This window comes from Flavobacterium sp. GSP6 (assembly GCF_003984855.1).
GTDB lineage: Bacteria > Bacteroidota > Bacteroidia > Flavobacteriales > Flavobacteriaceae > Flavobacterium.
This window is the reverse complement of the sequence record NZ_RYDO01000003.1, coordinates 197,992-210,544: the sequence shown is the minus strand read 5'-3', so window position 1 is coordinate 210,544 and position 12,553 is coordinate 197,992. Positions and strand designations below refer to the sequence as shown.

Sequence of the window (12,553 nt, the reverse complement as noted above, 5' to 3'; positions counted from 1 at the left end):
TGCTTTCAAAAATGTGTATGGTCTGCAACCGGCCATTCAGCTGGCGGAAAAAATGGGAAAAAGTTTGGAACGAAGTTAAATATTGTAGTGAAAAATGCAAAAGAAACAAAAAGGGTTAGTTTGGTTTAGGAATGATCTTAGAGTTCATGATAATGAGTCTCTATCTACTGCGATGGAAGAAAATGACAATGTAATTGCAATTTATTGCTTTGACCCACGACATTTTGAAGAAAAAGAATATGGTTTCAAAAAAACAGAAAAATTCCGTGCTAAATTTCTATTGGAATCGGTAGCGGCTTTAAAACAAAATCTAAAAAATTTGAATGTTTCTTTATTGGTTTATCACCAAAAGCCAGAAGACTGTATTCCAGCGATTGTCATTCAAAACGAAATTAGTTCGATCTATTTTCAAGAAGAATGGACTTCTGAGGAAATTATAGTTTCCGATAACATAAAAACTCAGGTTCCAAATTCAGTAGCGTTTAAAAGTAGTTATAATCAGTTCTTATTTCATCCGGAAGAAATACCGTTTGCTATTGAAGCAGTTCCAAATGTTTTTACACAATTCCGAAATAAATGTGAAAAAACGACAAAAGTCAGACCTGAGTTTTCAGTTGAACCGTTGTTAATTGATAATTACACCATAGACCAAACTGTTATTCCTACGATAAAAAATTTAGGGTTTACTGATTTTGAAATAAATTCCAGAACGGCATTTCCTTTTGGTGGTGGTGAAGATGAAGCAATGAAACGTTTGCAAAATTATTTTTGGAAAACCAAAAAACTGAGCGTTTATAAAGTAACTCGAAACGGATTAATTGGAACTGATTTTAGTTCGAAATTTTCACCTTGGTTGTCTAATGGATCAATTTCTGCAAAAACTATTTATTGGGAAATTTTGAAATATGAACAACAAATCGAGAAGAATGACTCAACATATTGGTTGGTTTTTGAACTAATTTGGAGAGATTATTTTAAATATATTTCGTTAAAAAATGGAAATTCAATTTTTAAGATTGGCGGAATTTTAAACAAAAAATATGATTGGAAAAGAAACAAGTATGCCATCAATAAATGGATTAATGGTGCAACTGAAGAACCTTTTATAAATGCAAATATGCTTGAATTACAACAAACAGGTTGGATGAGCAATCGCGGCAGACAAAATGTAGCGTCGTATTTTGCAAAAGATCTGCTATTGGACTGGCGTATAGGAGCGGCATACTTTGAAGCAATGCTTATTGATTACGATGTTCACAGCAATTATGGAAACTGGATGTATGTTTCAGGAGTAGGCAACGATCCCAGAGATCGAAAATTTAATATTAAATTACAAGCCACGAATTACGACGGACAATCAAAATTTCAAAAATTATGGCTACAACAACAATTATTATTATAAAAAATAAATGAATACAAATAAAAAAAATATCAATGTAGTTTGGTTCAAAAGAGATCTTCGTTTGCAGGATAACGAAGCAATTTTTAATGCCACAAAAACAGATACGCCTACTTTGTTGCTTTATGTGTTCGAGAAATCTTTAGAAAATGATTCGCATTACAGTTCTAGACACTGGAATTTCATCAAGCAGTCCCTTGTTGATATCAATAAGCAGCTGGAGCAATCGAACACGCAGGTTTTAGCAGTCTCCTCAGAAGTTCTTCAGGTATTTAATATCCTTGAGGAAACATACAAAATTGATACTGTTTTTTCGCATCAGGAAACAGGGTTAAAAATTACTTACGAAAGAGATAAAACCTTCAAACGATTTTGTAAAAATAATCAGATCAATTGGGTTGAAAATATTAATAATGGCATTTTCAGGGCATTGAGAAACAGAGCAAACTGGGTTTCTAAATGGGAAGAATATATGAATGAATCATTATTTATTTTCGATTCGAAAGCAGAGAATTTCCTTAATATGGCAGCAATTAATGAGCTTGAAAAAGCACTAGAAAAAACCAATCTGGAAACCATTCCCGATACTATTTTCCAAAAAGGAGGTAGCAGTATGGCTGGAAAGTATTTACAAACATTTTTTGAGGAACGGTATCACAATTACAGTTCTCATATTTCAAAACCATTACTAGCTCGAAAAAGTTGCAGCAGATTATCCCCTTACATTGCTTGGGGAAATCTATCTTCCAGACAGGTTTTACAAAAAGCAGCGACATTCAGACTCAACTGCAGCGACAAAAAACAAATTGATTCGTTTGTATCCAGACTGACTTGGCAGGCACATTTCATTCAAAAATTTGAAATGGAAGAAGTCATGGAGTTTGAAAGTGTGAATAAAGGATTCCATTCGTTGCAAAAGAAAGTGAATGAAAATTATATTAAAGCTTGGAAAACGGGATACACCGGATTTCCATTAGTCGATGCTTCCATGCGTTGTTTGAACGAAACAGGGTATTTGAACTTTAGAATGCGTGCAATGTTAGTTTCCTTTTTTACTCATAATTTATGGCAACCTTGGCAGAACGCTACAGAACATTTATCTCAAATGTTCCTTGATTTTGAACCCGGAATTCATTTTCCTCAATTGCAAATGCAGGCTGGCGAGACCGGAATCAATATGTTGCGTATTTATAATCCCATAAAAAACAGCTATGAGCACGATCCTGATGGTGAGTTTATAAAAAAATGGGTTCCAGAATTGCGAAACTTACCTAGGGCATTTGTGCACGAACCAAATAAAATGACCTATTTAGATCAAAAATTTAATGAGTTTGAAGTGGGCATTCACTATCCAAAACAAATTGTAAACATGGAACGAACAAGAAAATATGCTAGCGATTTATTATGGAAAATGAAGAAAAATCCATTAGTAAAAGAGGAAAGTTCCCGGATATTAAAACTCCATACCATGGCTGATATTGGCGATAGCGAATAATTTTTCAGCGATAAGCACAAAGAAATCAAGACCACTTTTAAATAACATATTGTGAATATAAAAAAAGAACTTACCGATTTAGACAAAGACCGAATCATAGAAATGGCTTGGGAGGACCGCACGACTTTTGATGCAATTTTAATGCAATTTGGATTAAAAGAGCAAGAAGTAATTGACCTGATGCGTACCGAGATGAAACCATCCAGTTTTAGAATGTGGCGCGAAAGAGTGCAAGGTCGTAAAACAAAACATGAAAAATTAAGAGATTTTCGCGAAGGCCGCTTTAAATGTACCATGCAAAGACAGATTAATAACAATAAGATTTCCAAACGATAAATTGGATTCAATAAACGACAAAATCAAAATAGAATTTAAATAACTGACCAAATAACATGAAAAATATCGTAATCATTGGCGGAAGCAAAGGAATTGGCAATGCCATTTTGTTGCAGCAATTAGAGACAAACATGGTGTATAACATCAGCCGAAATGCACCAGAGATCACACATCCCAATCTGAAACATTTTTCAGTAAATGTGTTACAAGATACACTTCCGGAAATTGAAGCGATAGATACATTAATTTATTGTCCGGGTTCTATCAACTTGAAACCCATAGGAAGTCTTAGTATTGACGATTTCAGAACAGATTTTGAAATTAATGTTATTGGTGCCGTAAAAGCGATCCAAAAATATTTGCCTGTTTTGAAAAAAGGAACCAATCCATCCATTATTTTGTTCAGTACGGTTGCTGCAAAATTAGGAATGCCGTTTCATGCAAGTATTGCTACTGCAAAAGCGGGTGTGGAAGGATTAGTGAAATCATTAGGAGCAGAACTAGCTTCAGTAGTGCGCATCAATGCCATTGCTCCCACAATTACGGAAACGACACTAGCCGCAGGAATTTTGAGAAATGACCGTATGAAAGAGAATATGATAGAACGCCACCCGATGAAAGGCTATTTGAAACCTCGGGAAGTAGCACACATGGTAGACTTCCTGATATCTGAAAATGCAAAATCAATTTCAGGTCAGGTATTCGAAATGGATTACGGAATAGTGACTTTTAAAATCTAAACAAGTTATTGTTAACCACACAAAAAAGAAAAATTAACCATTAAGAAATTAAGCTTATATATAAAGAATGATTGTTTTTTTTAAATCTATAAATGGTTTGTTTAAACAAGAATCCAAAAAAAAAAATAGCCAAAATTAAAATTGAAATACAGTATACCATGATAAAAGAAATGAGAAGTTACGAGAAAGTCGAGCAATATGATGCAGAAATAACCGAAGCATTAGCTGAAAATTATAAAACCATAATTAGTGATTTGGGTGAAGATGTAACCAGAGAAGGACTTGAAAAAACTCCAGAACGTGTAGCCAAAGCCATGCAATATTTGACGCACGGTTACGGCTTAGATCCATTAGAAATATTAAAATCGGCATTATTTAGTGAAGACCACCATCAAATGATTGTGGTAAAAGATATTGAAGTATATTCGATGTGTGAACACCACATGTTGCCGTTTTTTGGAAAAGCGCATGTTGCTTATATCCCTAATGGTAAAATTGTTGGTTTGAGTAAAATACCAAGAGTGGTGGATGCTTTCGCCAGAAGGATGCAAGTGCAGGAACGGTTGACAGATCAGATAAAAAATTGCATTCAGGAAGCTCTGAATCCGCTTGGAGTAGCGGTAGTAATTGAAGCGCAACACATGTGTATGCAGATGAGAGGAATTCAAAAACAAAACTCAGTTACTACCACTTCCTCTTTTACAGGCGCGTTCGAAAAAAATAAAACCAGAAGAGAATTTATTAGTTTGATTTCTACTAAACTGAGTTAAATTTAATTTTTACAACTAATTAAACAGATTAAAAGTGGCTAAAAAAATGCAAAAACCCAAAATAAACTACCTCGGGGCAGGGCCCCAGAGGTATTAACTAAATAACTGTCACAGATTTTCAAAAATCTTTTTAATCTGTGAATCTGTGGCAAAAAAAAATAGAAGTAGAGCTTCGAGGAATTAAACCTGAAAAGATTAAAATGGGATCAATTAAAGCGGTAAGGTAGTATCTTTACGATATGATGGCAAAATATAGAAACTTATGAAAATTCTCTTAACAGGTGCAACAGGTTACATCGGGAAACGACTCTTACCCCTATTGTCAGGACAAGGGCACGATATAATCTGTTGTGTAAGAGATAAAAACAGATTTAATTGTCCGGTCGAATATCAAAAAAATATTACCATAATTGAGGTAGATTTCCTAAATCAAGAAACATTGACAGCTATTCCAGAAACTATTGATGCGGCGTATTATCTGATTCATTCCATGTCAGGTTCAGCTGCTAATTTTGATGAATTGGAAAGTGAATCGGCTCTAAATTTTGTGCATCGCTTGAATAAAACCAAAGCCAAACAAGTAATTTATTTGAGTGGAATTATCAACGATAAATCATTATCCAAACATTTATCGTCGCGAAAAAAAGTAGAAGAAATTTTGAATACCGGTACTTTTCCCACTACTACTCTAAGAGCAGGAATTATTGTAGGTTCTGGAAGTGCTTCGTTCGAAATAATTCGGGATTTAATCAATAAACTGCCTGTAATGATTACCCCAAAATGGCTGAATACTAAATGCCAGCCCATTGCAATTCCGGATGTTCTTGAATTTTTATCCAAATCATTATTAAACCCCGTTACTTATAATCAAAGTTTTGATATTGGCGGACCTGATATTTTAACGTATAAAGAGATGCTTTTGGGTTTTGCAGAAGCCAAAAAGCTAAAACGATGGATCTTTACTGTTCCTATAATGACGCCAAAATTATCTTCCTATTGGTTGTATTTTGTAACCTCAACATCTTATCGACTGGCTTCAGCACTGGTCAGCAGCATGAAAGTAGAAGTTGTTTGCAGTGATAATAAAATCAATGAGTTATTGCATGTTACGCCAATGACCTACAAAAAGGCACTTTCCCGTGCTTTGATAAAAGTAGATGAAGACAAAGTAGCTTCGAGCTGGAAAGATTCCCTCATTAGCGGCCGTTTCAACAGTAACATGTCAGAATATTTGAAGGTTCCAAAAAAAGATTGCTTTATAGACCGACGCAAAATGGAAATCATAGACCGAGAATACACTATAAATAAAATCTGGTCCATTGGTGGAGATTCCGGTTGGTATTATGGCGATTGGCTTTGGAGTTTACGAGGTTTTATTGATAAATTATACGGAGGTGTAGGTAGTAGAAGAGGAAGAACCAACAGACACGAGATTCATTCTGGTGATGCTTTGGATTTTTGGCGCGTACTATATGCCAATAAACAAGAAGGAAAATTAATCTTATTTGCCGAAATGAAGCTACCTGGTGAAGCGTGGCTGGAATTCAAAATAACAGGAAATACGCTGTACCAATCGGCTACTTTCCTCCCAAAAGGGATTTGGGGAAATTTATATTGGTATTCTGTTTTGCCGTTTCACGGGTTTATATTTAATGGCATGCTGAACAAATTAATAAAATAATTTATAACATATAAATTCTATACATTTTTTTCCCTGTATAAAACCTACATCATTTATATGCTAAAATAAATCACTTCAAAATTCCGGCTTTGTACGTCGCAATAGCTCTGTCTCTAGCCATCGCATGTTCTACCATTGGCTGTTTGTATCCTAAATCGAATTCTTTAATCCATTTGCGGATATAAGTTCCTTTTTCATCGAATTTTTTTTGTTGGATCTCCGGATTGAAAACTCGGAAATATGGTGCGGCATCACAACCTGTTCCCGCAGCCCATTGCCAATTGCCAACATTGGCAGACATCTCATAATCCAATAATTTTTCGGCAAAATAGGCTTCACCCCATTGCCATTGAATCAATAAATGCTTGCAGAGAAAACTCGCGACAACCATGCGAACTCTGTTGTGCATATACCCGGTTTCATTGAGTTGCCTCATTCCGGCATCAACCATTGGATAGCCCGTTGTTCCGGTACACCAGCGCTTGAAATCTTCTTCATTATTGCGCCACTGAATCCCATTATAGGCTGATTTGAAGTTTTGCGTACCGACTTTTGGAAAACTAAATAAGATTTGCATGAAAAATTCTCTCCAAATTAGTTCACTTAAAAACACATCATTTTTATTAAATGCCCAATTGACCAATTTCCGGATACTTACCGTTCCAAAGCGCAGATGTGGCGAAAGATAAGAAGTTTTATCTAAGGCTGGGAAATCTCTTATATCTTGGTAATTTGCAATGAATTTAAGGTTATGTGGTTTTACTTTGATAAGACTTTCTACGAAACCTATTTGTTCCAAAGTGGGAAAAGCAAAACTGTTTTTATAGAAATTAGCAAAATAAGCAGCAGTATCATATTCTTGAACTGGAGTCATTGACTTGTATTTCTCCAGCCATTTATTTTTAAACGGTGTATACACCGTGTAGGGCAATCCATCTGCTTTAGTAACTTCTTTTTCTTCAAAAATGACTTGGTCTTTAAAAGAATAAGAAATGGTTTTATTAGTTTCTAAAAATTCACAAATTGCAGAGTCACGTTGTATCGCGTACGGTTCGTAATCTTTGTTGAAAAAGACTTCTTTAACATCAAATTCTTTTAATAAAAATTGCCAAACAGCGGTAGTTTTTCCTTTTTTAACCAAAAGTGAACTTTCAATTTCCTGTAATTGTCTATTTATTTTAGAAAGTGATTCGTGAATAAAACCGACTCGAGCGTCGTTTTTAGGTAAAGTATCTAAGATGGAATCATCAAAAATAAACAACGGAATAACCGGATATTCAGACTTCAAAGCATGAAATAATCCAACGTTATCTTCCAGACGCAAATCGCGTCTAAACCAAAAAACAGAAATTTCTTGCTTGCTCATTACTTTGAATTAAACATTTGATCCACTTTTGCAACACGATACGCAAAAATGGATTTCAATTTATTTTTCACGACTAAGGTGTTCATGATTCGTCCCAATATACCAAGTGGCAAACCGTAATGGACCACATCGGTCATTTTTGTTCCATTTGGTGTGGTCTCAAAGAAATGTTTGTGATGCCAGAAACTATAGGGACCAAAACGCTGCTCATCAATAAAATAATCATTTTCCTTTACTTGTGTAATTACCGTCATCCACGACAAGGTAATCCCAAAAAGTGGCGTTACTTTATATTGAATGATTTGCCCGGGATACATAGATTTATTATCGAAATCTGTGATTTGGAAACCCATTCCTTCTGGTGTGATTTTTTGAAGATTTTTTGGATTGGAAAAAAAAGTCCAACATTCTTGGACAGTTGCATTCACGTGCTGTACGGTTTCTTGTTTGTATATTTTCATGGTTGTATTTTAAGGATAAATACCGTTATGGAACACTGGGTTTGCGTGAGGGATAGTAGTGAAGCTCTTTTTATACCTGGCTTTTTTGCCTGGTATAAAAAAGCGGGAACGGATAGCCTGACCCCGCTGTAACACTAGTGAAAGCGGGGTCACGCCCAAATTAAATTTATATTTTGTAGTATTTTAAAGGAACGAACAGCATGCCAAAACATTCTCCATGCTCTTTGCCTAAGTGTTTGTGATGTACTTTATGGGCTTTTCGCAATCCTATTAAATACTTGTTGTTCGTGTTTTTGAACCACTTGAAACGTTGGTGAATTAGGACGTCATGGATCATGAAATAGCAAAGGCCGTAAAACATAATTCCCAGTCCGAGAAAGAATTTATAATTCAGTCCTCCTTCGACACCATAATAGAAAAGCAGGATGCTTGGGATGGCAAAAATGACGAAAAAAATGTCGTTTCGTTCAAAAACATTAGTGTATTTTGGTTGGTGATGATCGGCATGAAAGTACCACATTGAGCCGTGCATAACGAATTTGTGGGTACACCAGGTGACACATTCCATTATTAAAAAAGTACCTATAAATATCAAAAAAAATATCATTTTATTCTATGTTTAATTAAAAAATATTTAAAAACAAGCTGTAACTTAAACTAACTTCAATTTATAAGAGACAAAAGATTTTGCCAGTAATCCGGCTTTGGTGTAGTTAGAAACTCGGATTCTTGCACTTCCAATTTCATGACACGGAGTGTTTTCTAGCTTTTTTAATAGTTTTTTGTAGTACACAAAAGCGGTGTATACGCCAAACTTAGCTTCAATAGGAAGTTTTACAATTCCTTCATAGGCTACTTTAAAATCTGCTTCAATTTCATTAATGATAGCCGCTTTAGCATTTTCATCGAAGGAATTTAAATCGACTCCTGGGAAATAATTCCGGTTCAGGACAAGATTATCGTCTTTTAAATCCCGAAGAAAATTCACTTTCTGGAACGCAGATCCCAGTCGCATGGCTTCGTTTTTCAGTTGCTCATATCGTTTGTGATCTCCGGCAACAAAAACCTTGAGACACATAAGACCTACCACATCAGCCGATCCATAAATGTAATCATCATACTCTGCTTTACTGTGATAATCCGATTTGATTAAATCTAATTTCATGCTTTTTAAAAATGCCTGAATGAGATCATCAGAGATGTTGTATTTGTTTACCGTTTGCTGAAAAGAATTTAATATAGGATTTAAACTAATCCCTCTGTCAATGGCTTTGTAGTACTCATCTTCAAACTCAGTGATCAGATTTTCTTTGTCAAAACCATGAAAAGTGTCTACAATTTCATCCGCAAAACGGACAAAACCATAAATACTATAAATGGCATCCCTAATACTGGGCGAGAGCATATAAACCGCCATAGAGAAAGAGGTACTGTAGTTTTTAGTGACTAATTTGCTACATTTAAAAGATACATCATCAAATAATTGTTTCATAATTGTTGTGCTAAAAATTGTTTGTTAATTAACTCAGACACTAATTTTCCGGAAATCAATGCTGGTGGAACACCTGGTCCGGGCACGGTCAATTGACCGGTAAAATATAAATTTTTCACTTTCTTGCTCTTTAACTTAGGTCTCAAAAAGGCAGTTTGCAATAATGTATTTGCCATTCCATAGGCATTTCCTTTGTATGAATTGTATTCTGATACAAAATCATTTTTACAAAAGGATTGTTTAAATAGTATAGTATTGCGTACTTTTTGTTGTGTTAAAGTTTCGAAACGATCCATTATTTTTTCAAAGTATTCTTCTCGGAGTGCTTCAGTATCGTTGATTCCGGGAGCTAAAGGTATTAGAAAAAACCCTGATTCCATTCCTTCCGGAGCTGCAGTTTCATCTGTCACTGATGGAAAATTAGCATAAAATAAGGGTTCTTTTGGCCACTGTGGTTCATCATAAATGTCTTTGGCATGCTGATAAAAATCAACATCAAAGAATAAGGCATGATGTGAAATGTTTTTTATTTTTTTATTGAAACCAACATAAAACAATAATGATGATGGTGCAAAAACGCGACTGTCCCAATATTTTTCAGAATAAGTACGGTGCTCCATATCCAACAATGTTTCCGTGTGATGGTAATCGGCTCCGCTTAGAATTACATCAGAGGTAATGATTTCTCCATTTACCTGAATTGAATTGGCTGTTTTATGCACTACGATGATTTTTTCGATGTTGGAATTCATTTGAAATTTCACTCCCAACTCTCTTGCTAAACTTTCTATACCCCGAACTACATCAAACATTCCTGTTTTAGGATGCCAAGTTCCCAGACCAAAATCAGCATAATTCATGAAACTGTAAAATGACGGGGTATCAGATGGCTTAGCACCAAGAAATAAAACCGGAAATTCCAGAATTTGAATCAATCTTTCGTTTTTGAATTTCTTGCGAACATCTTTACTGATAGTACTAAAAAACTGACCCACTTTCATGGCGGTTTCTGCCGTTATTAATTCTAGTGGAGAAATCCCGGGGCGATACACTAGATCTTTGATGGCGATGTCGTAATTACTTTTGGCCTTAGCCATAAACTCGTTTAACAGGTCTCCACTTCCTTTTTCGATGGCTTCAAAAGCGATTGTAATATCCTTTAAATTATCTGCTATGGTAATAAAATCATCAACTCCATAGTACACGCGATAGGCTGGTGCTAATTTTATTAATTCGTAATAATCAGTGGTTTTCTTTCCAAAATCAGCAAAGAAGCGATCGAATACGTCTGGCATCCAATACCAACTTGGGCCCATATCAAAGGTGAAACCTTCTTTTTTTAATTGTCGTGCTCTCCCTCCAATTGTTTCATTTTTCTCATACACCGTCACATCGTGACCACTTTTTGCCAGATAACAAGCAGCAGCTAGAGCCGAGAATCCAGAACCTATAATTGTAATTTTTTTCATATCCTTCATTTGTTTAGCAAATATACGAAATGTTTAAACAAAAACAACTAGATCCAATCTACCAATTCAGTAATTGAACTAAAAAGAGTAATTCGATCTGAAAGTTCCTCTCTTTTTATAAACTCAATCATACGACCAATATACCATAATTCAGTCGTATCATCCACCAACTCATTGGACATTTTTTGAATGTATCCATCGAGTTGATCTCTTTCTGGTTGTACTGTAAGGTAGGAAACAAAAATAATGGAATCAAAATGTTTTTTTAAGTCTTTCAGATTTTCAATAGGCATACTTTCTCCTAAATAAATAGTTTTGTAGCCATGCAATAAAATCTCATAATTCAGGTACATCAGACCTAATTCATGAATTTCATTCATAGGAAGTGACAGTACAAAAACTTTATCTACTTTTGTTTGCTTTAAAACTTGTAGTTTTTCGGTGTTAACTAATAATTTTTGTTTAATTAAGTAGCTGATAAAATGTTCGTGGGCTGGAGTTATCGTGTCCGATTGCCATAATAATCCCAGTTCATTCATCAGTGGTATAAAAACTTGGTGAAATACTTCCTTAAATGATTTTTCTGCAATTAACCAATTATAGGTATTAAAAAACAGCTCCTGATCAAAATTCATCATGGCCATTTTAAATTCACTTATGGCATGACTTTTTGCTGTTTTGTTCGAAATTATTTCACGTACTAAAGAGGGTATTTTTTCTTGAGGGTAAGTTGCTATTTTTGAAATTTTATAGCCATAATCGTGCAACAATGTAATATTTAGCAGTTTTTGCAAACTCACTAAATCATACAATCTGATATTAGTGTCGGTACGCATGGGTTGCAGAATATTGTATCTTTTTTCCCAGATTCGTATGGTGTGCGCTTTTATCCCTGAAAGATTTTCAAGATCTTTTATACTGAACATATTTTTTACATTGTTTATCATTTATCGAAATTTAATGAACAAATGTAAAATAAATTTAATTATAAACTCTTATGATCACACCGAAACTTTTTTTAAACTCAAAACACCCCAAGATTCTATAAAACGGTACACTGCTGAAACTGATTATTTCTTGAACGCTACTAGCTGATTATAAAACTAATACACTTTTTTTTTTGAATTAAACATTGAATAGCAAATAATCAATCCCTTTTAATAATAATAATAAGCCGCAGTTTCCTTCTTATTAAATGGCTGCACTTAAAATTACTTTCTGATTTTCAACTATTTTCAAAAGAAAAACAGCACTAAAAAAAAGCTTTAGAAAAACTACTGCTCCATTTTATTCTCTTAAACATAAGAAAAGCCGTGTGAAAATCTGACCTTTTTCGCAACTTTT

Annotated in this window: 13 protein-coding genes; 7 read left to right on the top strand and 6 right to left on the bottom strand. The window is 34.6% G+C overall.

Features of this window, described 5'->3' with window-relative positions; translation table 11 throughout:
- The first annotated feature begins 11 nt into the window (after nt 1–11).
- From EKM03_RS04855 to EKM03_RS04825, 7 genes are all read left to right on the top strand, one after another.
- Nucleotides 12–119, top strand: a complete 108-nt coding sequence (locus EKM03_RS04855; protein WP_370273044.1) for a DUF2256 domain-containing protein — start codon at nt 12–14, stop codon at nt 117–119.
- Nucleotides 95–1,402 carry a DASH family cryptochrome gene (locus EKM03_RS04850; protein WP_126576826.1) on the top strand — a complete coding sequence of 436 codons (1,308 nt, stop codon included), beginning with the start codon at nt 95–97 and terminating at the stop codon, nt 1,400–1,402. Before EKM03_RS04855 ends, EKM03_RS04850 begins: the two co-directional genes overlap by 25 nt.
- 7 nt (nt 1,403–1,409) lie before the next feature.
- Complete coding sequence (locus tag EKM03_RS04845) at nt 1,410–2,894, top strand: cryptochrome/deoxyribodipyrimidine photo-lyase family protein (protein ID WP_126576827.1); 1,485 nt, start codon at nt 1,410–1,412, stop codon at nt 2,892–2,894.
- Between the two features lie 51 nt (nt 2,895–2,945).
- A complete protein-coding gene (locus tag EKM03_RS04840; RefSeq protein ID WP_255416288.1) occupies nt 2,946–3,230 on the top strand; it encodes a TIGR03643 family protein in 285 nt (94 codons plus the stop codon).
- A 56-nt stretch (nt 3,231–3,286) separates the two neighbouring features.
- Complete coding sequence (locus EKM03_RS04835) at nt 3,287–3,970, top strand: SDR family NAD(P)-dependent oxidoreductase (protein ID WP_126561746.1); 684 nt, start codon at nt 3,287–3,289, stop codon at nt 3,968–3,970.
- 158 nt (nt 3,971–4,128) lie between these two features.
- Entirely contained in the window at nt 4,129–4,740 is a 612-nt protein-coding gene (gene folE, locus EKM03_RS04830; RefSeq protein ID WP_231507417.1) for a GTP cyclohydrolase I FolE, read from the top strand.
- Between the two features lie 262 nt (nt 4,741–5,002).
- Nucleotides 5,003–6,421 carry an SDR family oxidoreductase gene (locus tag EKM03_RS04825; protein ID WP_126739955.1) on the top strand — a complete coding sequence of 473 codons (1,419 nt, stop codon included), beginning with the start codon at nt 5,003–5,005 and terminating at the stop codon, nt 6,419–6,421.
- Between the two features lie 70 nt (nt 6,422–6,491).
- Here the strand turns inward: EKM03_RS04825 and EKM03_RS04820 are convergent, their stop codons facing one another.
- From EKM03_RS04820 to EKM03_RS04795, 6 genes are all read right to left on the bottom strand, one after another.
- Nucleotides 6,492–7,787 carry a deoxyribodipyrimidine photo-lyase gene (locus tag EKM03_RS04820; RefSeq protein ID WP_126739954.1) on the bottom strand — a complete coding sequence of 432 codons (1,296 nt, stop codon included), beginning with the start codon at nt 7,785–7,787 and terminating at the stop codon, nt 6,492–6,494.
- Entirely contained in the window at nt 7,787–8,248 is a 462-nt protein-coding gene (locus EKM03_RS04815) for an SRPBCC family protein (RefSeq protein WP_126460723.1), read from the bottom strand. The genes EKM03_RS04820 and EKM03_RS04815 overlap by 1 nt, the downstream gene beginning before the upstream one ends.
- 166 nt (nt 8,249–8,414) lie before the next feature.
- Complete coding sequence (locus tag EKM03_RS04810) at nt 8,415–8,855, bottom strand: sterol desaturase family protein (protein WP_126561742.1); 441 nt, start codon at nt 8,853–8,855, stop codon at nt 8,415–8,417.
- A 45-nt stretch (nt 8,856–8,900) separates the two neighbouring features.
- Nucleotides 8,901–9,740 (bottom strand): phytoene/squalene synthase family protein, encoded by an 840-nt coding sequence (locus tag EKM03_RS04805; protein ID WP_126556053.1) that lies wholly within the window; start codon nt 9,738–9,740, stop codon nt 8,901–8,903.
- Nucleotides 9,737–11,218: a phytoene desaturase family protein gene (locus tag EKM03_RS04800; RefSeq protein ID WP_370272987.1), complete on the bottom strand. Its 1,482-nt coding sequence runs from the start codon at nt 11,216–11,218 to the stop codon at nt 9,737–9,739. Before EKM03_RS04800 ends, EKM03_RS04805 begins: the two co-directional genes overlap by 4 nt.
- 38 nt (nt 11,219–11,256) lie before the next feature.
- On the bottom strand, nt 11,257–12,156 hold the full coding sequence (locus EKM03_RS04795; RefSeq protein WP_199741552.1) for a MerR family transcriptional regulator: 900 nt from the start codon (nt 12,154–12,156) through the stop codon (nt 11,257–11,259).
- Nucleotides 12,157–12,553 lie beyond the last annotated feature (397 nt).

Excerpts from the sequence above, each read along its gene's own strand:
- EKM03_RS04855 (WP_370273044.1), top strand. The coding sequence starts at position 12 with ATGTGTATGGTCTGCAACCGGCCATTCAGCTGGCGGAAAAAATGGGAA.
- EKM03_RS04795 (WP_199741552.1), bottom strand. The coding sequence starts at position 12,156 with ATGATAAACAATGTAAAAAATATGTTCAGTATAAAAGATCTTGAAAAT.
- EKM03_RS04845 (WP_126576827.1), top strand. The coding sequence starts at position 1,410 with ATGAATACAAATAAAAAAAATATCAATGTAGTTTGGTTCAAAAGAGAT.
- EKM03_RS04810 (WP_126561742.1), bottom strand. The coding sequence starts at position 8,855 with ATGATATTTTTTTTGATATTTATAGGTACTTTTTTAATAATGGAATGT.
- EKM03_RS04825 (WP_126739955.1), top strand. The coding sequence starts at position 5,003 with ATGAAAATTCTCTTAACAGGTGCAACAGGTTACATCGGGAAACGACTC.
- EKM03_RS04800 (WP_370272987.1), bottom strand. The coding sequence starts at position 11,218 with ATGAAGGATATGAAAAAAATTACAATTATAGGTTCTGGATTCTCGGCT.
- EKM03_RS04815 (WP_126460723.1), bottom strand. The coding sequence starts at position 8,248 with ATGAAAATATACAAACAAGAAACCGTACAGCACGTGAATGCAACTGTC.
- folE (WP_231507417.1), top strand. The coding sequence starts at position 4,129 with ATGATAAAAGAAATGAGAAGTTACGAGAAAGTCGAGCAATATGATGCA.
- EKM03_RS04850 (WP_126576826.1), top strand. The coding sequence starts at position 95 with ATGCAAAAGAAACAAAAAGGGTTAGTTTGGTTTAGGAATGATCTTAGA.
- EKM03_RS04805 (WP_126556053.1), bottom strand. The coding sequence starts at position 9,740 with ATGAAACAATTATTTGATGATGTATCTTTTAAATGTAGCAAATTAGTC.
- EKM03_RS04820 (WP_126739954.1), bottom strand. The coding sequence starts at position 7,787 with ATGAGCAAGCAAGAAATTTCTGTTTTTTGGTTTAGACGCGATTTGCGT.
- EKM03_RS04835 (WP_126561746.1), top strand. The coding sequence starts at position 3,287 with ATGAAAAATATCGTAATCATTGGCGGAAGCAAAGGAATTGGCAATGCC.